Below are 21,421 nucleotides of genomic sequence, written 5' to 3'. Positions count from 1 at the left end.
ATGTGGGTTGCAGGGGGATGTTGATAGACCCTGAAACGAGTTCAGGGTGACCTAACATTTTTTAACCTTACATCATTAGCATGTCATGCCGGACTTGATCCGGCATCTTCATTATTAGATATAAATGTTCTTGAAATTTAAAGGTTGAAATACCTGAAAGGGAGATTACATAAAAAAGCCCGGTCTCCCGGGCTTTACCTTGCTTCTATTTCGATCTAATCACATTTTCCTGATTTTGCCACTTCCGGAGGAATTGCTCACTACTCGCTTCGGTTCCCCTTTGTAGTACACACTTCCACTGCCGGAAATATTGGCACTCACTTCTTCCGTTGCGGTGATGTAGCAGCTACCCGACCCACTAATGGATGCCTCAAACACCCCAACCGTCATATCCTCTGCTTTTACTTTTCCTGATCCGCTGATTTTGGCTTCAGCCTCAGATGCTTCACCATTCAGGATAATGCTGCCAGAGCCGGAAATTCTCATGTCAAGCTCATCACTTCTTAAGTCCAGATCAATATCTCCCGAACCACTCACTGACAGTTTAATGTCCTCGACTTCAAGCCTGCCATCGCTCTCTATCATCCCGCTCCCGCTTACTGATAGCTCCTCAATTTCTTGCATGGAGATATAAATATTTACCTCAGATTTCCTCCAGCTACTTCCCCACATTTGTATTCCTTCTTTCTTGATCACCAGCCGGTCACCTTTCAGTTCAAACTCGATCTCTTCAAAAATGTCGTCATCACATTCGATTTCTACTTTCTGATTTCCCTGCTTTAAATACACATTGGCAGGAATGCCAAGAGATAGTTCATTAAAGCTCCCAGCGTCCACCGTTCGCTTCTGAGCAAAAGATGGGAGGCAAATAGCAGCTGATAATAGTAAGGTTATAAAAGTCTTCATTTTGAGTTGTTTTTTTAGTTAGTGACAATTTGTACGGAGGAAGGTTGCACCTAGTAGGGCTTTTCTCCCACCCAGTTGCCTGGCGGATCATAGTTGCACACCCAGATATCCATGCCATCACATTCTATTTTGGCGCATCCTACCTTCGTGGTTGTTTGCCAAACGATCTGTGTATAATGTCCGCACATCTTGCCGGGTTTGCATTTATTTTTAAAATAATTGTAGTCTGCTTTCTCGCTGGCCCAGGCATCCACCACATAGGCGGCATTGAATGCCCCGGCAGTTCCTTTGAAGAGATTTTCGCCAAACTTATTATCTGGCCGATGCTCCCAGGCACATCCATTCTTCTTCAATTGTCTGGCCCAGTCTGCCGCCAGTTTCGCCATTTCATCAGACCACTCCAGCTCATCATTTATTCCCACATCAGCTCTCCAGTAATTATGCCTGTCAAGGACCATTTGGATTTCATCAGCAGTGAGGACAGCCTGTTCATCACCTTTTGGCATTGGTGAAAGCCAAAGTAGGCTCAGGAAGTAAAGGGTTATTTTCATAGTGCATTTTAAGGTTTTTTAACGAAATAAGTATGCGATTTTGGTATACGTGAAATGATCTGGCAGGGATTTTGTCATGAATGGGACAGGTAGTTTAGAACATAGATTGTTCTTGTCTTTTTGGTTAGTTGAGGGCCCTATCCTGCATTGTCGGGATAGGGTTTCTTTTTTCAAAAACGTCCAATTTTCATGGCTTCTCCCGTCAAGATGTTTTATCTTGGAAAAAATCTATAATCGTTTTGCAATCGGAAACTAAACTCACTATTGGTCTTCTTGAAAGTTATAAAAACGTTAGAAACCAAACCCAACACCTGTGTGATCCACTTGAAATAGAGGATTTTGTGGTGCAGCCGGTGACAGACGTAAGCCCCCTAAAATGGCACCTGGGACATACAACCTGGTTTTTTGAAACGTTCGTTTTGGTACCCAATGTCAGGGGCTACAGGCTCTTCCATCCAAAGTACCCATACCTTTTCAACAGCTACTACATCTCGGCTGGTGAGCGCTGGACTCGGGCAAACAGGGGCCAGCTTACTCGTCCTACCGTCAAGGAAGTCTTTGAGTATCGCGCTTATGTGAATGAGCACATGGAGCAGTTTCTTCAGGGAGAGCTTTCGCAGGAAGTGGCCGATGTGGTCATTCTTGGTTTGAATCACGAGCAGCAGCATCAGGAGCTTTTTTTGTATGACATTAAGCGCATTTTAGGAGACAATCCACTGTATCCGCCATACATCGAGACTCCCAAATCTGTGAAAAAAGTGGAAAAAAAGTCGGACTGGCTCAACGTAGATGAGGGTATTTATGAAGTTGGTTTTGAGGGCGAGGCGTTCCATTTTGACAATGAGAAAGGAAGGCATAAAGTTTTCGTTCACGAATATCAGATAGCATCAGGTCTGGTGACGTGTGGAGAATACCTTGAATTTATAAAGGATGGAGGCTATGAAAATCATTTGTTATGGTTGTCAGAAGCGTGGGATTGGGTCAATGAAAATAAAATTTCAGCTCCACGATATTGGGAGCAGCAGGATGGGGGAGAGTGGTGGCACTACACACTAAGTGGCTTTGAGCGAGTAAATGAAAATGACCCGCTTTGTCATGTTTCCTATTACGAGGCAGATGCTTTTGCAAAATGGAAAGGGCTCAGGTTACCGACCGAGCAGGAGTGGGAGATTGCCTGCAAGATGTACTCTCCAAACGTACTGGCGGAAGCAAACTTTGTAGAGGAGGATCACTTCCGACCAATCCAAACTTCCGATTTTGATTTTTTTGGCAATGTCTGGGAGTGGACGTCCAGTCCGTATGTGGCTTATCCCTATTACAGCCCACCTGAGGGGGCACTCGGGGAGTACAATGGGAAATTTATGGTGAACCAAATGGTGCTTCGCGGCGGTTCTTTTGGTACGCCCAGAAACCATATAAGAGCTACATATCGTAATTTCTTTCATCCACATTTGCGATGGATGTTTTCGGGTATCCGTTTAGCAAAGCACATATAACACACGAATGACAAAAGAATCCACGACGCTCACCCCCTTTGCAGAGGATGTTATGGAAGGCCTGCAAGCCGAGAAAAAACATCTCCCATCCAAGTATTTCTATGATGTCCGGGGCGATGAGCTTTTCCAGCAGATTATGCAGTTGGATGAATATTACCTCACCCGAAAGGAGCTGGAGATATTCGAAACCCACAAAGCTGCAATCCTTGAGGCGATTGATGAAGGTGAGCCTTTCCGAATCATTGAGTTGGGGGCAGGGGATGGTTCAAAGACCAAAGTGCTGCTCAAACATTTTCTTGATGCAGGTGCTGATTTTGCCTACACGCCGGTGGATATTTCTGGCAATGTGCTTGAAATTCTGGAAGGAAACTTGAAAGCTGAAATGCCAAACCTCCGCATTGAGTCTTACGAAGGAGACTATTTTGATGCTTTGGCTGAGATTTCGGAGAGTCCGGAAAAAGATATCGTATTCTTCCTTGGATCAACAGTGGGGAATTTTGGCCAGGGAGAGGCGGAGGGATTTCTCTCTAAACTCCAGGAATTTCTGAAGCCAGGGGACTTGCTATTTATGGGCGTGGATTTAAAGAAAGATCCTTCCATTATCCTAAATGCTTACAACGATAGCCAGGGGGTCACGAAGGAATTTAACCTGAACTTACTGGATCGAATCAATCAAGAACTGGGTGCTGATTTTGATCGGGATCAGTTCATTCACTATCCCTATTACAATCCTCACACCGGTGAATGTCGTAGCTACCTGATTAGTCAAACAGAGCAAACGGTGACCATCGATGGTGACGAGATCGAATTCAGATCATGGGAAGCCATATTCATGGAGATTTCAAAAAAATATGATCAAAAGCAGCTAAAATCATTAGCAGATGCTTCCGGGTTTACATCTCTCAAAACTTTCCTGGATAGTGATAAATGGTTTGCCGATGTGCTCTGGGAGAAATAGATGTAATTTTTGATTTTAAGGGGTGGGTTTTTTCACTGTTGGCCGTCGAATAAGAAACCAAAGATGACAACAATGAAAAAATTCAATTTGAAACTAGCCATTCTGATGTTTGGTATGATCATGTTTATGGCCTGTGGAGGCGATGATGCTGAGGAGGAAATAGATGATAAAATGGAGGACGAGCTGGAGGACGATGAAAATGAAACGGAAGACGAGGTTGACATTAGCATCCTGGCTTCTAAATTCTACAACACTGATGCCTTGAGCGTCACATTCGACGACACCTGGGTCACCATCACATCTTCCAATCTTCCCGATCACAAGAGCATGTATTATCCACTGGCAGATCCATTGTATGAAGCATACGATGAGCCAGACAATCCTGATTTTAAGAAAAACCCAGGAGAGATAGCGGCACAAAACTATGTGTTTAAAATCCCACGCTACCCTGCAGAAGCGGCCAATAAAGAATCCACACCAATGGGGCCAATGGGGATTTCCATAAACAGTGTGGTTTTCTTTAATCAGAATGCTGCTCCGGGGGATGATATTTTGGAGGAACTCAATACATTCGACCAATACGAGGGCCACCCGGCTGGTGATGCGTATCACTATCACATCGAGCCTATTTGGTTGACTGAAAATAAAGGATCTGATGCATTTTTAGGGTTCTTGCTAGATGGCTTTCCGGTGTATGGGCCAATGGAAAATGGCGTAGAAATTACCAATGATGATTTGGATGACTACCATGGTCACACATCTGCTACCGAGGATTTCCCGAATGGAGTTTACCACTATCACATCACTGCAGACCTCCCCTGGATCAATGGTGATGGTTTTTACGGTGAGGCAGGAACTATTACACAATAACATTTAACGATATAGCTGGCTTGGCGAAAGCTGAGCTGGCTTTTTTACCATGAAGCAAATAGGAATAATTGGGTTCTTGATTTTACTGATAATTGGATGTAGTGAATCTAAAAGCCTAGTCAATGAGCCGGTAGCTACAGTCTACCAAATTCCTGAATTGATGATTTCAGCTTTTGATGAAAGAATTACAAAAAAACAGACCGGAGAAATCAGCTATAACGGACTTCCATTTTCCGGTTATTTAATTGAGAAGTACTCCAACGACTCAATCTCAGTAAAGACCGGATACTTTGATGGAAAGCAAAATGGGATGACAACCGCCTTTTATCAAAATGGAGGAATCAAATATCAACGTACATATTTGGATGGTGAAAAGCATGGTGTTCATATCGGCTATCACCCAAACAGAGTGAAAGCGTTCGAGTACCATTTTGTTAATGGATTTAACGAAGGCAACCATAAGGAGTGGTTTGATACTGGTCTGCTGGCTGCTGATATGAATTATGTGAATGGGAAAGAATTTGGCAGGCAGCAAGTATGGAGGCCGGACGGCAAGCCAAGATCAAATTATATCGTGCGGGAGAATGGGAGGAGGTACGGCCTTCAGGGAATAAAAAGATGTACCAAATTGGATGGAGCCACAAAGACTGTTGATCCCTATAAAGGAATTGAAAAATGAAAAAACTAAAATACATACCCCTTATTGCACTTGTGATTGGATGCTCCTCAACGAAAGGGAACGAGGAGTTATCACTTCCTTTCTATTCGGAGGCCACCTTCACCGCTCAGTGGATTGATGAAAGTGATCCGGCCTATGAGCAAATCCACACAATCTCAGATTTTCAATTTGTAAATCAGGAGGGTGAAATGATCACCAATGAGACTTTTGACGGGAAGGTGTATGTGGCCAATTTCTTCTTCACTCTATGTCCCACTGTTTGCCCCAAAATGGAAGCCAATCTTTCATTGATACAAAACGAATTTAAAGGAAATGATCAGGTGAAGATACTTTCACACACTGTGATGCCATGGGCGGATAGTGTGGCTAGATTAAAAGAGTATGCACAGCAAAATGATATCAATTCAGATCAGTGGCACTTGGTGACCGGGGAGCAAGAAGAGTTGTACAAGATGGGTCGTCTGGCCTATTTTGTGGATGAAGGATTTGGAAAAGGTGTCACCGATCTGGATGATTTTCTCCACACCGAAAACATTGTGCTCATAGATCAGAAACGAAGAATCAGGGGAATCTATAACGGTACCTTGAAGCTGGAGATGAAAAGGATGATTGAAGATATTCGGCAGCTTTTGGGAGAGTAATCAATGCAAGAAGATTCGATCGGGGAGGCGTTCCTCCTTCCACGGGATTGCAGGCACTTGTAAATTGTGAAGCGAGCACTTTCAGAATGAAAGAGTGCGCACGAGAAGATTCGATCGGGGAGGCGTTCCTCCTTCCACGGGATTGCTAGTATTTAAAAAGGAGAAGCGAGCACTTTCAGAATGAAAGAGTGCGCACGAGAAGATTCGATCGGAGAGGCGTACCTCCTTCCACGGGATTGCTAGTATTTAAAAAGGAGAAGCGAGCACTTTCAGAATGAAAGAGTGCGCACGAGAAGATTCGAACTTCCACGGGATTGCTCCCACCACCCCCTCAAGATGGCGTGTCTACCAGTTTCACCACGTGCGCAGGGAGGGCAAAAATAACTTTTTGATGGTAAATCCCTTAGCGATGAGAAATAAAAAAAGCCGGAAGAAACTCCCGGCTAAATATTTTCAATGTATCCCTAATTAATGCTCTTTGGAAGAATCACTACTCGCTGGCTCTGCATGGGCTCCATGCTTGTAGCTGTGAGTGATCTTTTCAGTTTGTGCAAGTAGCAATGCCGAAGTAATGAATACCATGTGGATAACGATCTCCATTACAATACCTTCGGAGCTTGTTTTCTCTACTGCCTCCCGGTAATCGATAAATGTTTTCAACAACTGAACCCCGGAAATCGAAGCAAGCGATGTTGCAAGTTTAATTTTCAACTGACCAGCATCCAGATCTTCCAGCCATAGCGGCTTGTCATCGTGCATGTCCACATCAATGCGGCTGGTAAAGATGGAATACCCACCTATGGTCACCATTACCACAAGGTTCATCACCATGGAAATGTCCACCAGGCTTAATACCCCCAGCATCATCTCAGTCTCGTGAAAATCCACAGTATGCTGGATGATGTGAAGCAACTCCTGGAAAAACTTGTATAAGTAGAAAAATGAAGAGATAATCAAACCGGTGTATAGAGGAGCTTGTACCCATCTACTCCAGAACATGAAGCCTTCAAAAAAATTCTCAAACCGCTTTATCGGGGATTCCTGATTACTCATAGGTTATGAATTGTTAGAATTTGACCTGAAATATAATCGAATATTTAAACGTAAACTTCTAAAAAAATCAAATTAAGCTAATCTTCATCAAATAATACTAACGTACCCCCTATATAGTCATGTAGAGCCCGTCTCTTTTGGTCGAAAATGATAGCAATAAACCCTCCAAAGAAAAGTATCAGTGAGAGAAACTTTGTTAAGTTTCTAATGACGGTTCGATGCATTGATGGATGATTGCCGTTTGAGTCGGTTACTTTGATTTTTGTCCATCTTTTTCCAGGTGTGGCCTGCATAGCACTGGTTTCAAATGTGAAGTGGTAAAGAAAATATATTCCGCTAATGAGCAGATAGTCATATCCTGAACTGGGGACAATAAAAGACACTCCATAAAACAACAAAAGAATTGGAAGGAGGTCGATATTGTGTGCCAGAAGCCTGTTCCAGAAACCGGCGTATTTAGGGGTTTTCTCTTGCAAAATTTTTAACTTTAGATATCACAAAATTCAACAATCTAACTATGAAAATTCTTAAAATTCTTGGGATCATCATTCTGGTAGTGGTGGTTCTGGCACTTGGCCTGGTTCTTTTCGGGCCATCGGCCGGTCATTTGGAGCGGCAGGTAGTTATCAATGCCCCGGCCAGTGCGGTTTATGCAGAGGTTTCCAACCTCAAAACGTTTAACAAATGGTCACCATGGTTTCAGATGGATCCAAATGCCGAGTATCAATAGGAAGGCCCATCCAGCGGTGTGGGTGCAAAGCAAATATGGTATAGCTCCGATGAAAATGTGGGAAACGGGTATATGGAGATTACTGAGGTGAGGGAAAATGCGTTTGTGGCCATGGACATGGGATTTGATCAAAACAATAATCGGGATTTCACGGATGAAGGCGAGGAGGAGCCAACCGCCTCATTTATTCTGGAAGAAACAGAGGGTGGAACTAAAGTGACATGGACATTTGACATCACCGGTGTGTCTGGTTTTGAAAAGATGATGGTAGTAGGACTGGAGATGTTTTTAGGCCCACCTTATGAGGAGGGACTGGCCGCACTCAAAGAGCGGGTAGAAAACCGACCCAATTTTAAAGCTGATATTTCTCTTCAAGAAGTGGCAGCTATTACTTATGCAGGTATGGCAGTAACTACCTCCCACGATCCGGATGAGATAGCACAGGCGATGGGAGATACCTATGGGCAAATTATGGCTGCTATTACTCAGAGCGGCGCTACCATGGGCGAAGGCTATCCGCTGGCTGTTACCACAGAGTATAGCGAAACCAGCATTGGCATGATCTGCGGTATTCCTGTTACTGAGGAGTCCACCATTGATAGTGAGGTTGTAACAATCCGGCAATCTCCTGAAGGCGCGGCACTCAGGGCAATACACTATGGTAGCTATAACAATCTGGAGGCTACACATGAAGAAATCAATCAATACGCCGGGTACTATGGCTATGAAATAACAGGTATGCCGTGGGAAGTGTATGTGACAGACCCAAGCATGGAAGCGGATACTACCAAATGGATTACGGAAGTGTATTATCCGGTGAATTAACAATTGAAAATCAGATCATAAGAAGGCCTCCTTTTTTCGGAGGCTTTTTTTATTGCAATGTTATGGGTGATTAGATACTTTTGCCCACCGTTTACCAAAACACCAGCTTATATTGGCAAAAGAAATATGCCTGAGTGGCGGAACTGGTAGACGCGCACGACTCAAACTCGTGTTCCGCAAGGAGTGCCGGTTCGATTCCGGCCTCAGGTACGAATCCTTCTCAGTTTTCTGAGGAGGATTTTTTATTTAGCGGAGAGTGCCGGTTCGCCCGCCACCACTCCCTGCCTTAGCATCCCCCAATCATCAATCTAATGTGGCTCTGAAGATAAAATTTTACTTTATGAGGATAAATTTGAATTTTATGTTGACGGATCGGGCTATCTTGGTTTTTGGATGACGGAAAAAGACCCTATTTTTATCCTCCTTTCAATTTATCATTTCAAGCATTGAGTGACTCAAAATATACCTGCCTGATAGTAGAAGACGATCCCGCTTTTGTGGAGATTTTGAAGATCGTGGTAAAAAAAGTTGCGGAGGTAGAGCTGCTGGGCAACTGTGACAATACGCTCGATGCTGCCAAGCGCATTGATCTGGATAAGCCGGATATTTTGCTGCTGGATATCAATATTTCCGGACTGGAGGGCCCTGAAGTTTTGGAGCTTAGTGACCATAAGCCAAAGACGATCGTGATCTCCAGCCACCCCGAAGAAGTCATGGAAAATTATGACGTGGAGTACGTCTACTTCATTCAGAAGCCACTGAAAAATTCAGATCAGTTGGTAAATGCCATTCACAAATGCATTAAATTGTTAGATCATTAAGATCCAGCAGGTTCGCCTGTTGCATGAAGAGATTAATCGCTAAAATCAACCATTTGGGGCTTGATGGGCTGGAAGATCCACTCCATTACAGAAGGGTTTTGTTCATCAATAGCCTCTCTTTGGTTACCATTTTTGTCACTTATGGAGTGACTGTTCTTATTGGAATTGAAAACCTCTTTCCTCAATTCTATGTCACTATGGTAGGTGGCAGTCTGTTTGCACTGGTTTTATACCTCAATTATAAGCGAAAGTATAGAGCGGCAAGGGCCTATTTCCTTCTTCTATCTGTTTCCACATTGATTCTGGCCTCTTTTGTTGCCTTTGAGCAGGGAAGGTTCAATGAGACCGAAAATATTCTGATAGGCTTTATGGCTGTAAACTACCTGCTGTATGATAGCAAGCTCAGATATATTGGTTTTTTGATCATCTATGCCGTATTGATGTGGCTCAAGTTTGTCAAGCAAGGCTATATGGGGAATCCATATGACTTCAATTTTTTCATAAATCTTCAGAATACGAGTATTCTATGTTTGCTGATTTTCCTGTTTGCGGAGGCTTTTAGACAGTCGTTGTTAAAGGCGTTTATGAGGTTGAAGGATAAGGATGAGCTGCTGTATTCTATGATTGACAGTGTGCCGCTTTTTATCGGATTGGTGGGGAAGGACTTGAAGTATCGCATGGTAAACCTCAGCTATGAAAGGGCGTTCGGAATGAAGAGGGACAAAATCATCGGTTCCCGCCTAGATGAGGTACTGCCGCCCAATATTCTGGAAAAGCACCAACCTTTGGTTGAAGCCGCTCTAAGGGGAGAGAGTCCGGAATTTCTGGAATTGACCGAGTTGCCAGATGGCACCACGTTTTACGCAGGAGGCAAATACACACCTATAAAAAATGACAATGAAGTGGTGGGAGTAGCGGTATTTGTCAATGATGTAACCAAACTGGAATCTGCTAGAAATAAGCTGGATGACGCCAATCAGTCCAAGGATAAGTTATTTTCGATCATTGCCCATGATTTGAAAAGCCCTCTGGACTTATTCGAAGGCCTCCTCGCTGTTTCATCTGATGGGGCCCTTTCTCAGGAGGACTTTTTCAAGTACCAAAAAGACGTGAAGGAAAAAGTGGGCGCGCTGCAGGATACCATGAATACGCTGCTGGAGTGGGCCCGCACCCAGCTGGATGGCATCAATGTGAAACTAACTGATGTAGATATCAGGGAGGTAGTGGAAAGTAATATTGACCTGTATGCAGAATTGATCAGGAAGAAGGGGATTCTTATGGAAGTGGACATCCCTGAAGGTCTGAAGGTCTGGGCGGACAAAAATCATCTCAAGGTTTCGTTTAGAAACTTAATTCACAATGCGTTGAAATTCACCCCGCCCAAAGGCACTGTGGCCATATCTGCTGTGGGGAACGGAAGCTACATCAAGCTAGCCATCCAGGACAGTGGCATAGGCATGGATAAGGAAAAAATAGCCTCGATCCTGAAACGGGAATTTCAGTCTTCGAGCGCTGGCACGGAAGGTGAGCGGGGGACAGGGCTTGGACTTGGGCTTAGCCTGGAGCTTCTGGAGAAGAACAATTGCAAGGTTTCTATGAGTAGCCAATCAGGACAGGGCACGCGCGTGGAGATAGAAATACCTAAATCTGAGAGGTAGGAAACAAAAAATCCCGGCATTTAACCGGGACTTGATGTGACTGGCCTGGGATTCGAACCCAGGACCCACGCCTTAAAAGGGCGTTGCTCTACCAACTGAGCTAGCCAGTCATTTTAAATCTCCTTTCATATAAAAAGAAGTGCAATTCAAGACCCTTGTCTTAAATTGCGGATGCAAAAATAGAAATCTTAATTAATAATACCACATGATTTACCGAATAAAGGTGAGATTATTTCTGGGAATTTTATTCTTCTGCACGATGGGCGGCTTGAAGGCGCAAAATCAATTATTGACTCATGCTGACTCACTTTTCGACCAGCAGAAATACACCGAGGCTTTTTCCAAATATCATCAGCTTTTTGCGGAGGGCAAGGCTTCTTCATCGATGCTACTAAAAATGGCCTTTATTCAGGATGGCCTGGGCAACTATGCCGATGCACTCTACTTCATGAATAAATATTACGAGGAGTCTGCTGACCGTCAGGTAATTGGGAAAATCGAGGAGATAGTGAAGGAAAACGAGCTGAGCGGATATGATTATGACGATTTCAGTTATTTTCTTGCGCTCCTTCACAAGAATCAGCTTTGGATCATGCTTCTTTTGGTCGTCCTGATGGTAGCGCTGACTGTATATATCTACAAAAAAAAACAGGAAGACCAGAAGCCAATGGGCGCCTTTGTCATCCAGATTGTGCTTGCAGTCATGCTGTTTTCCGTTTTGAACCTGAGACCCTCAGCTCAGGGCATCATCATTTCAGACAATACCTTGCTTCGATCCGGGCCATCGGCTGGCGCAGAGCCCATTGAGATGCTGACAAAAGGCCACAAAGTGAAAGTGCTGGATCAGGATGAAGTGTGGGCCAGAATTATCTGGGATGGTAAGGAGGTCTTTGTGAGGAATGGGAAATTGAAGGTTATTTAAGCGGGTTATCCGGTTCCTTTTTCATCATGTTATAGATCATCTTGTCCAGACGGGATGGTATGATCTTGTTAAGAAAAACGGCCATCTTTCCTTCAAATGTCAGGATCAAATCTCGTTTCTTTTTTTGGGCAGCTTTGAATGTGCGATCAGCCACTTCATCGGAGGTCATCATCTTCTTCTCATCGCGAGGGGATTCCCCCTGAGCCTTTCCATCTGCTGTCAGTGCTGCATTTCGAATATTGGAGCTGGTAAATCCGGGACATACCACCAGCACATGCACGCCACGAGTCATCACCTCGGTTCGTAGCGACTCGAAAAATCCCTGCATGGCAAACTTGGATGAGGAGTAGGCCGTGCGCGCAGGAGTAGAGCGCCACCCATTGATGGAGGAGATGGCTATAATTGTACCTTTTGTTTCCAGTAAATGTGGAAGCGCAAACTTCGTGGCATAGATGGCTCCATAAAAATTGATATCCATCAGGCTTTTGAAAACGTCCAAATCCACATCTTCAAAAAGTGCACGCATGGAAATCCCGGCATTACAAATGAGCACATCTATCCGACCAAATTTTTGAACAGTCTCTTCCACCATTCGCTGATTGTCGTCCCTGTCTCCTGCATTTAGTTCCAGTGCCAGGTGAGGCCGCTCGCCCAGCTCTTTTGCCACTTGGGCCATACGTTCTCCATTCCTTCCGGTAAATACAACTGCGTATCCTTCGCTGGCGTATTTTAGCACCAATGACTTACCAATCCCTGAAGATCCACCTGTTATGATTGCTACTTTTTGCATGTTCAAAATTTGCTGCTGGTATAACTTTTGCCAAGATAACCCACAATGAAAAACTTTCGAGAAAAATGTAATCTGTGCAACCCATTGTGCCTTTAGTGCATTATCACCATACTTATCACTAACCTTATGAGAATACTTTCTTTCACTCTGATCAGTTTCCTATCGCTTGCTGCACTGGCACAAACCGGAATAAAGGGCGTGACCCGAAGTACATCGGGCGAGCCTTTGCCATTTTCCACCGTGTACATCAAAGGCACTACCAATGGCACCACTTCTAACAGCGAGGGGGCTTTCTTCCTGAAAACACCCCCTGGTAGGCATACCATCGTGGCGCAATATGTAGGCTACAAAGTGACCGAGAAAGAAATCACGTTGAATGAAGGCCAGACAGTACGTTTCGATTTCGAATTGCCGGAACAGGCGCTTCAGTTGAAAGAGGTGGTGGTCACTGCGGGGGATGAGGATCCGGCTTATCGAGTGATCAGGGAAGCGATCAAAACCCGGAAGTTTTATGAAAGTGAAGTAAGTGCCTTCAAAACGGATGCTTATTTGAAGGGACTATTCCGGCTGGATAAGCGTCCCGATAAAATCCTTGGGCAGAAGATCACAATAGATACTGGAATTATCTACTTATCCGAGTCGGTTTCTGAGTTTTCCTTTGAGCTGCCGGACAAAGTTTCCGAGCGCATGATCAGCTCCAAAGTAAGCGGAAACGAGCAGGGGTTTAGCTTCAACAAGGCGTCTGATTTCAATATCAATGCCTACAATAAGTTTATCGATTTGGATATGGAACGGGAGTTCGTGTCGCCCATTTCGCCCAATGCATTTCTCTTTTATGATTATGAATGGCTGGGGATTTTTGAAGAAGGTGGAAAGCTGATCAACAAGATCAAAGTGCTCCCCAAACGCCCCACTGACCCGGTGTTTGAAGGAGTGATTTACATCGTGGAAGATGAGTGGCGCTTCCACACCATCGACCTGTTTGTAACTAAGGCTCGTGGACTGGAATTTATCGATTCACTCAAAATCAATCAGGTATTTGCTCCCACCGAATATGACATCTGGATGCCGCTATCGCAGAAGTACTCTTTCAAGTTTGGCGCTTTTGGTTTCAAAGGAAGCGGCTACTACATTGGTGTTTACTCAAACTATAAAGTGGAGCCAAACTATGAAGCCTACCGAAGTGCAGGGCTTTATGAGCAGAAATTTGGAACGAAGGAAGAGGCAGATCTTTTTCAGGAAGAAGATTTTACCGCTGAAGTTTTGGTGGTGGAAGAAGGCTCCAATGAACGGGATTCTACCTATTGGAAAACTATCCGGCCTGTGCCCCTGACGAGTATTGAAGTGGCGGACTATCATATAAAGGATAGCATCCGACTGGTGAAGGAAAGTGTGCCCTACAAAGACTCAGTGGACAATGAAACCAACAAACTAACGCTTGGCAATATTTTTCTGAGTGGCTACACCCATTCCAATAGTGTGGAAGAGAAGTATTGGTCTTTGCCTGCGGTGATCAGCATTTTCCAGTACAATACGGTGGAAGGGTTTGTGCCGGAAATTCAGCCTACCATCTGGAAACAGATTGACGGGCAAACAAAGTACTGGATCAGGCCGGCAGTGCGCTATGGTTTTTCAAATGAACGATTCAACGCCAAACTTGAGGGGAGCTATAGAAAACTTGACAACAAGTTTACCCGCTTCTATGCAGGAGGAGGTAGGTATATTTCCCAGTTTGATGAGGCGGAGGCGATCACTCCGTTTATCAATAGCTATGTGACACTTGTGAGCGGAGAGAATTACATGAAGATTTTTGAGAAGTCTTTCGGATATGTGCGGTTTCAGCAGGAGGTAAAAAATGGGGTTCTTCTCAATACCAGTCTGGAATATGCGCAGCGAGACACGCTGACAAATACCACGGACTTCACGTTCGCGTCTGACAATAAGGTCAATTTCACCAGCAACCAGCCGATCAATCAGGAGCTGGCGCAAACGGGCTTTCCGCAGCACCAGGCCATGATTTTTGAAGCCACCTTCAGGTTCCGTTTCAAGCAGACCTATGCCACCCGCCCGGATCAGAAGTTTGTTTACAGTTCAAAGTACCCTGAAGTATTCTTTACCTATCGAAAAGGGATAGAGGCACTCGGTAGTGATGTGAATTTTGATTTTGTGCAACTTCGGGTGACGGATGACATGAGCCTGGGGCTGATCGGGACAAGTAGCTATGCAGTGGGAGCAGGAGCCTACCTGAATGATGATGCGTTGACATTTGTGGATTTCAAGCACTTTTCTGCGAACCAGACTTCTCTGAGCCAGGTGGGAAAGGATTTCAAATTTGAGCTATTGCCATTCTATGTGTTCAGTACCACCAAGCCATTCCTGGAAGCACATTATCAGCACCACTTCAATGAGTTTATTTTCAATAAAATCCCGCTGGTGAAAAAGCTAAACTGGCAGGCGGTGGCCTCAGCCAACTACCTGACAACAGAGACCATCGGAAACTATGTGGAGCTGGGTGCAGGTATCGAGCACATCTTCAAGTTTATGCGAGTGGACTACTATTGGGCCTTCCAAAACAGTGATTTCTTCGGGAGTGGATTCAGGATTGGGGTTGGGTTTTAATTACCTCATCAAATGCACGTACCCCTTAAATTCCGAATTGGAGTATTTGATAATATAGTAATAGATCCCGCTCGGAAACTGGCCTCCGTTCCAGACAAAATCCCTGCTTGCTGAGCGAAACACCGGAGCACCGGCACGGTTGGTGATGGCAATATATTCGAAGGTATTGTCACAGTTGTCTGGTGGCAGGTTTTGATTGGGATCAAAATTTCCTGAAAGACTGAAAAAATCATTCTTGCCATCGCCATTCGGTGTGAAAATATTTGGTGGCAGAAACTCCTTGCGCCGATCCGCATCATCGAAGATTTCGAAAGTAAGCAGAAGGGTTTCTTCATTTGAGTCAGGACAGGCATTGTCCGAAACCTGCAAGACCACATCCTGAAAGGAGGAAGTTTCCCCAAAGCGTAGCAAGTCGCACTCCGGTTGCCATTTTAAAATGGCTATTACCCTGCCTTGCCCGGTCACAGCCGCCAGCTCCAGGGAACTGGAATTGGGCGTCCTTACCCCGGGGGCAAATTCAATCGTGATTTCATCCATCGCATCCGCATCAAACGCCTCAATCTCAATTTCCACATATTCATTTACCCGAATCGATAGCTCACTTTCATCAATATCTTCAAATTGCGGAGCTGAGTTGGGTGGATAGTTTACCTGGATGAAATGACGAAGCGTATCAAAATTTTTGACCTTGCACTTATCATCATCATCAGCGATGAACAGCAGCTCAAACAGATGACCGTCCACAAATATTTCGGCATTGCAACTAAGATCCCAGGTAAAATCTGAGCTCACAGAGGTATTGCCGGATACCGGGGTAAACTGAGCTCCGTAAAAGTCAGGGTCGAAGTTTCCTCCGGCAAAGGTGAGCGTCACATCATCTCCATCTGCATCGGTAGCAATAATTTCCACATCTAACATGGAACCAAGATTAATTTGTGCCGGAAGGGTATTTCCAAGTGAAACCTGTGGGTCATTATTTGGAGGAAGAATGACGGTAGCATTGATAAATACCGTGTCACCCGGCAAACTGCAGGTATCTGCATCGTCTACAATCACCCCCACATTGAAGTTTTGAAATTCTGAAAAATCATAGGTTTCACAATTCGTATCCCAAAAAAGTGTGCCCTGGATGTTCCCTGGTGTGCCAGTGATGTTTATCAACTCAAAACCATGTGCAGCCGGGTCAGCGATCCCCTCAATGTATAATGACATGTTCATGTTTTCTCCATCACCATCCGTACCAGTGATTATTCTGGAATCAGAGTCTCCCTCATCGATAGAAATATTGCTGTTTCCCACAGAGCCGACAGGTTCTGTATTTGCAGGAGGCTCTACTTCGATGGTTAGCCTCAGGGTGTCCAATTGGGGCAATGGGCAGGCATTGTCCGCTGCAATCAAATCCAAAATAAACGGCTCATCTCTTATCGGGGGACAATCAGGGATACATACCTCGATCTCCAGCTCACTGGTGCTGCCATCCACAAATTGGGAACTCAATGAAAAAATCTCATCCAGGTCTTCATCAAAATTTACCCCTTCAGCCCGGAAAGAGATGGTTTCCCCCGCCGTGACATTGGATACTAAAAAGCTGAAACACTTGGCTTCATCGCTGGCCGTATAGGTAAGTATGTCCACTTCAGGATTGAATGTTGGGTTCCCCGGAATTTCAATATCTACCACTGGCGGATCGGGAGGCTCACACCCATCCACTACCAGCATCTGAAAGTCCCTGCGCACCTCACCAATCTTTTCCCCGTCCCTGAATTCTTCCACCCTCACTGCAAATACAAACAGTCCGGTTTGGTCAGGGTTCACTGTCAATAAGCCTTTCTTGCTGATTTTCAACGGAGGGGATCCTCCTACCATATTTGTTTCTGAGAATCCCGGAAGAAATGTAACGCCAAAGTGAGGTTTGGGCTGGGGGATGGGAAGTGCAACCGCCGATGAACTATTGAGCGGGGTGGTCAGGGAATAAACGAGCGAGTCGCCATCAGGGTCTTCCCCGGTAAACTCCACGTAGTAAAGCTGATTGATACATGCGTAATCGCTGAGTGGCTTGAAAAGGATAGGCGAAGAGTTCCTGAAAATTTGACCGTCCTTCATGAGTGGTGGGATTTCCAAAACATAGTTCATTCCAGTTCCCTGAGGATTGACGATATTATCTATTGCCGTATTTCTGCAGCATCGTTCCCATTGGATGTAGTAGCCATCAATACTTGAGTAGGTAGCAGGATCAAGAGCAACATCTGCGGAGTAAAACACCCGGGAGGTTTGCAAGTCGTCCCGCGAGCATTCGATGTTGGTATATTCTACATTTTCCTGCGAGACAAATGGAAGGATATGGGTAGACATTAGCTGATTGTCCCCATTTCGGAAAATGTAAACCGTCACCGACCCATCCGGGCCTGGATTTTGGCTTTGTGCCTCGTCAAAATACTGAATGAGATTGATGCGATACAGCCCATCACCCAGGTAGATAAACTCGATTTCACCCCCAACAATGTGGAAGGCAAAGGACATGCTAGCCATTAGAATGAATAGCCCGGTGATTAATACTCTCTTCATGAATTAATTCAATAACAATGAAACCATTAAAAACCCTGTAATGCAAGGGGATGAATAGTAATTTTGTGAGGATGAAGAAAGGGGCAATTATTGAGGAGCTGGAAATAACCGGCATTTCCTCCGAAGGAAAAGGCGTGGGGCGCGTAAATGGGCAGGTGGTTTTTGTGAAGGAGACTGTGCCCGGAGATGTGGTGCAGGCAAAAATAATCGGCAAGAAAAAGAAGTTTCTGGAAGCTTATGCAGAGGAGATACTGGAAAAATCCGGCGAAAGGATTGAGCCTTTTTGTGAGCATTTCGGGCTGTGCGGAGGGTGCAAGTGGCAGCATATGACCTATGAGGCACAGCTGAAATATAAGCAAAGCCATGTAGAGGAGAATCTCCGAAAACTCAGTGGGCTGGATTTGCCGGAAGTGATGCCAATCATAGGTTCGGGAAGAACATCTTTCTATCGAAATAAGCTGGAGTTTACGTTTTCAAATTTCAGGTGGCTGACAAAGGAAGAAATAGCATCCGGTGAGGATGTGGTGAGGACTGGTCTGGGCTTCCACATCCCGAAGCAATTCAACAAGGTAATTGACATCCAGAAGTGCCACCTTCAGGCAGATCCATCCAATGCGATCAGGCTGGCTGTGAAGGCATTTGCGGATGCGAATGACATTTCCTTTTATGATGTAAAGAAACAGGAGGGGTTTCTTCGAAATTTGGTGATCAGAACGGCTACTACTGGTGACTTGATGGTTATTCTTCAGATGTACTATCGTGATCAGGAGCTAATTGAACTAATGCTGAACTTCCTGAAGAAAGAGTTTCCTCAGATAACCTCACTGATGTATGTAGTGAATGAAAAAGGAAACGATTCTTTCTCAGATTTAGAGGTGGAGTTGTTTGGCGGGAAAGATCACATCATGGAGCAGATGGGTGATTTGAAGTTTAAAATTGGCCCCAAATCCTTCTATCAAACCAACTCTGAGCAGGCGCATGAACTGTACAAAGTTGCGGCAGATTTTGCCAACCTGAAGATTGATGAGCTGGTGTATGACTTGTACACGGGAACGGGAACAATTGCCAACTTTGTGGCCCGATCTGCAAAAAAAGTGGTGGGGATCGAGTATGTGGAGGAAGCCATCGAGGATGCCAAAATCAACAGCGAGATCAACGGGATAGCCAATACGGAGTTCTTTGCCGGGGATATGAAGGACTTGCTGGCTAATGAATTTATCAATCAGCATGGAAAGCCGGATGTGATTATCACAGACCCACCAAGGGCAGGCATGCACCCACGGGTCACGCAGCTTTTGGCTGATTTGAGGGTGGATCGGATTGTTTATGTGAGCTGCAATCCTGCCACGCAGGCAAGAGATTTGGAGGTGCTAGGTCAATCCTACGATGTGGTGAAAATCCAGCCGGTGGATATGTTTCCTCAGACGCAGCATGTGGAGAATGTGATACTCTTGCAATTAAAAGATTGACTTGATTGACGAATAATTCGATTTAGTAGTGACGGCAGAAGAATTAAAGAAAAGAACATTACAGTTTGGAGTCGATGTAGCTCTTTTCTGTAAAATAATATATCCTGACCCCTTACTTAAGGCATATGCCAATCAGCTTATACGAGCCTCCAGTTCTGTGGGAGCTAATTACAGAGCAGCATGTAGAGCTAAATCCGCTAAGGACTTCATCAACAAACTCAAGATAGTGGAGGAAGAGTGTGATGAGTGCATGTTCTTTCTTGAATTGATCAAGGAATTAAAACCTGATTCTGGAAAATCTGTTGAACCTATTTGGAAGGAGGCGAATGAGATTTTATCAATAATTGTTGAGTCACTTTCAACTGCTCGCAGAAATGAGCAATCAAAGAAATCGTAAATCTTTAAATCGAAGAATTTCCTATATGCACAACGACCCGGAATTAGATCCAAAATACTTAGGACAGATATCATCTGATTTTGTGAAAATTTCCGAGACACTGAAGGAGGCATCCTACGCCATACGCAAGCAGGAGTTTTCTGAGTTTCCGGTTTTTGCGATGTGCAAAATAGACCAGCCGATTGGCCAACTGCTGGTGGAAAGTGGGCAGGAAGGTAACGATTGGCATTACTTTGCTTCGCTAATGGAGGAATTTACCCAACGTGGCTTGATCGCCGACGAAAAAATCTTCAAGGAAAACTACAAAGACCCTGATGAATTTTGCTGCCTGTTTGTGATTGATGAGCAGTTTACTAACTTCCTTTTTATTCCTTATCCCATTGACTGATGAAGACTCCAAAAATTGAATTTGTTTACCAACAGATTACCGATGCACAAAAGCAGGAAGTGATTAATTTTTGGGTTGCCGAGAATGCCCTGAATGAAGATCAGGCGAGAAAACGAGTAGACCAGATTGCACTCATTGCGAGAGGTGATGACAATCAGGTAATCGGTGTGAGCACCATGGCCAAGCGACTATACGAACCAATAGGGAAGACTTTTTGGGTATTTCGAGCTTTTGTAGCAGAAGGCCACCGGCAGCAGGGTGTGGTGCTCCAACTAATAAGCGAAGCGAAAGAGCATTTGAACAATCGCTTCAATGAAGGTAAAGATTCTGATGTGATAGGTATCCTTTTGAAAGTGCAAAGTCCGATTCTGATGAAGCATTTTCCACAGGCTACCTGGCCCAGAACACAATTCCACTTTGTGGGAATAGAAGACGGCTGTCACATACGCATCAGCTATTTTGATGGGGCGAAAATTGCCTAGGCTTTCTTCAAATGCCGTTCCATCAACTTAGCCTCAATATCTTCCAGTTTCAATCCCTGATCGGCGAGCAAAACAAGGAAGTGATACAGTAAATCGGAGGACTCTTCAATGAGTAAATCTTTCTTACCATCCATGACCTCAAGGATGACCTCTGTCGCTTCCTCACCTACCTTTTGAGCAATTTTTTTGGTGCCTGATCTGAAGAGCGAGGTAGTGTAAGAATCCTCATCCGGATTTTCCTTTCGTGATTGAATCACTCCCTGAAGTTCATGCAGGAATCCTGCAGGCTCTTTCTCACCAAAACAGGTGTAGCTCCCGGTGTGGCACGTGGCTCCATCCGGCATCACTTTTATCAGATAGGTGTCCTTGTCGCAATCTTCCTCTATGCTCACCACATTCAAAAAGTTGCCTGATGTCTCTCCTTTAGTCCAGAGCCGCTGCTTGGATCTACTAAAAAAAGTGACCTTCCCTTCTTCTTTGGTTTTAGCCAATGATTCATCGTTCATGTAGCCAAGCATCAGCACCTGGTTCGTTTCAGCATGCTGGATGATGGCGGGGATTAGTTGCGAGTCTTGAGTTGCGAGTTTTGAGCTTGTCATAG

At 44.7% G+C, this 21,421-nt stretch carries 22 protein-coding genes and 3 tRNA genes; 16 read left to right on the top strand and 9 right to left on the bottom strand.

Going from position 1 to position 21,421, the window contains the following annotated elements; translation table 11 throughout:
- Window positions 1-219: 219 nt before the first annotated feature.
- Window positions 220-906, bottom strand: coding sequence for a head GIN domain-containing protein (locus tag RLN88_RS14340; protein ID WP_350222100.1), 687 nt, complete (start codon window positions 904-906; stop codon window positions 220-222).
- 50 nt (window positions 907-956) lie between these two features.
- A complete protein-coding gene (locus tag RLN88_RS14335) occupies window positions 957-1,457 on the bottom strand; it encodes a CAP domain-containing protein (RefSeq protein WP_350222099.1) in 501 nt (166 codons plus the stop codon).
- Window positions 1,458-1,696: 239 nt separating this feature from the next.
- On the opposite strand from RLN88_RS14335, the gene egtB reads away from it, so the two are divergent.
- The 5 genes from egtB (at window position 1,697) to RLN88_RS14310 (ending at window position 6,101) form a co-directional block, all read left to right on the top strand.
- A complete protein-coding gene (gene egtB / locus RLN88_RS14330) occupies window positions 1,697-2,953 on the top strand; it encodes an ergothioneine biosynthesis protein EgtB (RefSeq protein ID WP_350222098.1) in 1,257 nt (418 codons plus the stop codon).
- Window positions 2,954-2,960: 7 nt separating this feature from the next.
- On the top strand, window positions 2,961-3,911 hold the full coding sequence (egtD, locus tag RLN88_RS14325) for an L-histidine N(alpha)-methyltransferase (protein WP_350222097.1): 951 nt from the start codon (window positions 2,961-2,963) through the stop codon (window positions 3,909-3,911).
- 72 nt (window positions 3,912-3,983) lie between these two features.
- Window positions 3,984-4,781, top strand: a complete 798-nt coding sequence (locus RLN88_RS14320) for a YHYH protein (RefSeq protein ID WP_350222096.1) — start codon at window positions 3,984-3,986, stop codon at window positions 4,779-4,781.
- 76 nt (window positions 4,782-4,857) lie between these two features.
- Window positions 4,858-5,460, top strand: a complete 603-nt coding sequence (locus RLN88_RS14315) for a toxin-antitoxin system YwqK family antitoxin (protein WP_350222095.1) — start codon at window positions 4,858-4,860, stop codon at window positions 5,458-5,460.
- On the top strand, window positions 5,457-6,101 hold the full coding sequence (locus RLN88_RS14310; RefSeq protein ID WP_350222094.1) for an SCO family protein: 645 nt from the start codon (window positions 5,457-5,459) through the stop codon (window positions 6,099-6,101). The genes RLN88_RS14315 and RLN88_RS14310 overlap by 4 nt, the downstream gene beginning before the upstream one ends.
- A 283-nt stretch (window positions 6,102-6,384) precedes the next feature.
- On the opposite strand, the gene RLN88_RS14305 is transcribed toward RLN88_RS14310, so the two are convergent.
- The 3 genes from RLN88_RS14305 to RLN88_RS14295 form a co-directional block, all read right to left on the bottom strand.
- Window positions 6,385-6,468, bottom strand: a tRNA-Leu gene (locus tag RLN88_RS14305).
- Between the two features lie 101 nt (window positions 6,469-6,569).
- Complete coding sequence (locus RLN88_RS14300) at window positions 6,570-7,154, bottom strand: TIGR00645 family protein (RefSeq protein WP_350222093.1); 585 nt, start codon at window positions 7,152-7,154, stop codon at window positions 6,570-6,572.
- A 77-nt stretch (window positions 7,155-7,231) separates the two neighbouring features.
- Window positions 7,232-7,630, bottom strand: coding sequence for an RDD family protein (locus RLN88_RS14295; protein ID WP_350222092.1), 399 nt, complete (start codon window positions 7,628-7,630; stop codon window positions 7,232-7,234).
- Window positions 7,631-7,671: 41 nt separating this feature from the next.
- Here RLN88_RS14295 and RLN88_RS14290 point away from each other — a divergent pair, with 41 nt between their 5' ends.
- The 5 genes from RLN88_RS14290 (at window position 7,672) to RLN88_RS14270 (ending at window position 11,188) form a co-directional block, all read left to right on the top strand.
- Window positions 7,672-7,884 (top strand): SRPBCC family protein, encoded by a 213-nt coding sequence (locus RLN88_RS14290; RefSeq protein ID WP_350222091.1) that lies wholly within the window; start codon window positions 7,672-7,674, stop codon window positions 7,882-7,884.
- 18 nt (window positions 7,885-7,902) lie between these two features.
- Window positions 7,903-8,709 carry a GyrI-like domain-containing protein gene (locus RLN88_RS14285; RefSeq protein WP_350222090.1) on the top strand — a complete coding sequence of 269 codons (807 nt, stop codon included), beginning with the start codon at window positions 7,903-7,905 and terminating at the stop codon, window positions 8,707-8,709.
- A 128-nt stretch (window positions 8,710-8,837) separates the two neighbouring features.
- A tRNA-Leu gene (locus RLN88_RS14280) sits at window positions 8,838-8,919 on the top strand.
- 236 nt (window positions 8,920-9,155) lie between these two features.
- On the top strand, window positions 9,156-9,530 hold the full coding sequence (locus tag RLN88_RS14275) for a LytR/AlgR family response regulator transcription factor (protein WP_350222089.1): 375 nt from the start codon (window positions 9,156-9,158) through the stop codon (window positions 9,528-9,530).
- Between the two features lie 23 nt (window positions 9,531-9,553).
- Window positions 9,554-11,188 carry a sensor histidine kinase gene (locus tag RLN88_RS14270; protein WP_350222088.1) on the top strand — a complete coding sequence of 545 codons (1,635 nt, stop codon included), beginning with the start codon at window positions 9,554-9,556 and terminating at the stop codon, window positions 11,186-11,188.
- Between the two features lie 37 nt (window positions 11,189-11,225).
- Here RLN88_RS14270 and RLN88_RS14265 read toward each other — a convergent pair.
- Window positions 11,226-11,298 (bottom strand) — tRNA-Lys (locus tag RLN88_RS14265).
- Between the two features lie 95 nt (window positions 11,299-11,393).
- On the opposite strand from RLN88_RS14265, the gene RLN88_RS14260 reads away from it, so the two are divergent.
- Window positions 11,394-12,110 carry an SH3 domain-containing protein gene (locus RLN88_RS14260; RefSeq protein WP_350222087.1) on the top strand — a complete coding sequence of 239 codons (717 nt, stop codon included), beginning with the start codon at window positions 11,394-11,396 and terminating at the stop codon, window positions 12,108-12,110.
- Here RLN88_RS14260 and RLN88_RS14255 read toward each other — a convergent pair.
- Window positions 12,103-12,900: an SDR family oxidoreductase gene (locus RLN88_RS14255; protein WP_350222086.1), complete on the bottom strand. Its 798-nt coding sequence runs from the start codon at window positions 12,898-12,900 to the stop codon at window positions 12,103-12,105. The two genes, RLN88_RS14260 and RLN88_RS14255, sit on opposite strands and share 8 nt — an antisense overlap.
- A gap of 126 nt (window positions 12,901-13,026) precedes the next feature.
- Here RLN88_RS14255 and RLN88_RS14250 point away from each other — a divergent pair, with 126 nt between their 5' ends.
- Window positions 13,027-15,519 carry a DUF5686 and carboxypeptidase regulatory-like domain-containing protein gene (locus RLN88_RS14250; protein WP_350222085.1) on the top strand — a complete coding sequence of 831 codons (2,493 nt, stop codon included), beginning with the start codon at window positions 13,027-13,029 and terminating at the stop codon, window positions 15,517-15,519.
- On the opposite strand, the gene RLN88_RS14245 is transcribed toward RLN88_RS14250, so the two are convergent.
- Window positions 15,520-18,084, bottom strand: a complete 2,565-nt coding sequence (locus RLN88_RS14245) for a T9SS type B sorting domain-containing protein (protein WP_350222084.1) — start codon at window positions 18,082-18,084, stop codon at window positions 15,520-15,522.
- Between the two features lie 50 nt (window positions 18,085-18,134).
- On the opposite strand from RLN88_RS14245, the gene rlmD reads away from it, so the two are divergent.
- Genes rlmD through RLN88_RS14225 form a run of 4 tightly spaced genes read left to right on the top strand, consistent with a single transcriptional unit; the run spans window position 18,135 to window position 20,820 of the window.
- Entirely contained in the window at window positions 18,135-19,553 is a 1,419-nt protein-coding gene (rlmD, locus tag RLN88_RS14240) for a 23S rRNA (uracil(1939)-C(5))-methyltransferase RlmD (RefSeq protein ID WP_350222083.1), read from the top strand.
- A gap of 28 nt (window positions 19,554-19,581) precedes the next feature.
- Window positions 19,582-19,950, top strand: a complete 369-nt coding sequence (locus RLN88_RS14235) for a four helix bundle protein (protein ID WP_350222082.1) — start codon at window positions 19,582-19,584, stop codon at window positions 19,948-19,950.
- Window positions 19,928-20,338, top strand: a complete 411-nt coding sequence (locus tag RLN88_RS14230) for a hypothetical protein (protein WP_350222081.1) — start codon at window positions 19,928-19,930, stop codon at window positions 20,336-20,338. Before RLN88_RS14235 ends, RLN88_RS14230 begins: the two co-directional genes overlap by 23 nt.
- Window positions 20,338-20,820: a GNAT family N-acetyltransferase gene (locus tag RLN88_RS14225; protein WP_350222080.1), complete on the top strand. Its 483-nt coding sequence runs from the start codon at window positions 20,338-20,340 to the stop codon at window positions 20,818-20,820. The genes RLN88_RS14230 and RLN88_RS14225 overlap by 1 nt, the downstream gene beginning before the upstream one ends.
- On the opposite strand, the gene hisIE is transcribed toward RLN88_RS14225, so the two are convergent.
- Window positions 20,817-21,419 (bottom strand): bifunctional phosphoribosyl-AMP cyclohydrolase/phosphoribosyl-ATP diphosphatase HisIE, encoded by a 603-nt coding sequence (hisIE, locus tag RLN88_RS14220; protein WP_350222079.1) that lies wholly within the window; start codon window positions 21,417-21,419, stop codon window positions 20,817-20,819. The two genes, RLN88_RS14225 and hisIE, sit on opposite strands and share 4 nt — an antisense overlap.
- Window positions 21,420-21,421 lie beyond the last annotated feature (2 nt).

The organism is Ekhidna sp., assembly GCF_040223195.1.
In the GTDB taxonomy this organism is placed as follows: domain Bacteria; phylum Bacteroidota; class Bacteroidia; order Cytophagales; family Cyclobacteriaceae; genus Ekhidna.
Note: the sequence above shows the minus strand (reverse complement) of the source record. Positions and strands in the feature narration are given on the sequence as shown.

What these genes read in the sequence shown, in the direction of transcription:
- RLN88_RS14340 (WP_350222100.1), bottom strand. Translation starts at nt 906, where the DNA reads ATGAAGACTTTTATAACCTTACTATTATCAGCTGCTATTTGCCTCCCA.
- RLN88_RS14225 (WP_350222080.1), top strand. Translation starts at nt 20,338, where the DNA reads ATGAAGACTCCAAAAATTGAATTTGTTTACCAACAGATTACCGATGCA.
- RLN88_RS14290 (WP_350222091.1), top strand. Translation starts at nt 7,672, where the DNA reads ATGAAAATTCTTAAAATTCTTGGGATCATCATTCTGGTAGTGGTGGTT.
- RLN88_RS14250 (WP_350222085.1), top strand. Translation starts at nt 13,027, where the DNA reads ATGAGAATACTTTCTTTCACTCTGATCAGTTTCCTATCGCTTGCTGCA.
- RLN88_RS14320 (WP_350222096.1), top strand. Translation starts at nt 3,984, where the DNA reads ATGAAAAAATTCAATTTGAAACTAGCCATTCTGATGTTTGGTATGATC.
- hisIE (WP_350222079.1), bottom strand. Translation starts at nt 21,419, where the DNA reads ATGACAAGCTCAAAACTCGCAACTCAAGACTCGCAACTAATCCCCGCC.
- RLN88_RS14310 (WP_350222094.1), top strand. Translation starts at nt 5,457, where the DNA reads ATGAAAAAACTAAAATACATACCCCTTATTGCACTTGTGATTGGATGC.
- RLN88_RS14245 (WP_350222084.1), bottom strand. Translation starts at nt 18,084, where the DNA reads ATGAAGAGAGTATTAATCACCGGGCTATTCATTCTAATGGCTAGCATG.
- RLN88_RS14260 (WP_350222087.1), top strand. Translation starts at nt 11,394, where the DNA reads ATGATTTACCGAATAAAGGTGAGATTATTTCTGGGAATTTTATTCTTC.
- rlmD (WP_350222083.1), top strand. Translation starts at nt 18,135, where the DNA reads ATGAATAGTAATTTTGTGAGGATGAAGAAAGGGGCAATTATTGAGGAG.
- egtD (WP_350222097.1), top strand. Translation starts at nt 2,961, where the DNA reads ATGACAAAAGAATCCACGACGCTCACCCCCTTTGCAGAGGATGTTATG.
- RLN88_RS14300 (WP_350222093.1), bottom strand. Translation starts at nt 7,154, where the DNA reads ATGAGTAATCAGGAATCCCCGATAAAGCGGTTTGAGAATTTTTTTGAA.
- RLN88_RS14255 (WP_350222086.1), bottom strand. Translation starts at nt 12,900, where the DNA reads ATGCAAAAAGTAGCAATCATAACAGGTGGATCTTCAGGGATTGGTAAG.
- RLN88_RS14335 (WP_350222099.1), bottom strand. Translation starts at nt 1,457, where the DNA reads ATGAAAATAACCCTTTACTTCCTGAGCCTACTTTGGCTTTCACCAATG.
- RLN88_RS14230 (WP_350222081.1), top strand. Translation starts at nt 19,928, where the DNA reads ATGAGCAATCAAAGAAATCGTAAATCTTTAAATCGAAGAATTTCCTAT.
- RLN88_RS14270 (WP_350222088.1), top strand. Translation starts at nt 9,554, where the DNA reads ATGAAGAGATTAATCGCTAAAATCAACCATTTGGGGCTTGATGGGCTG.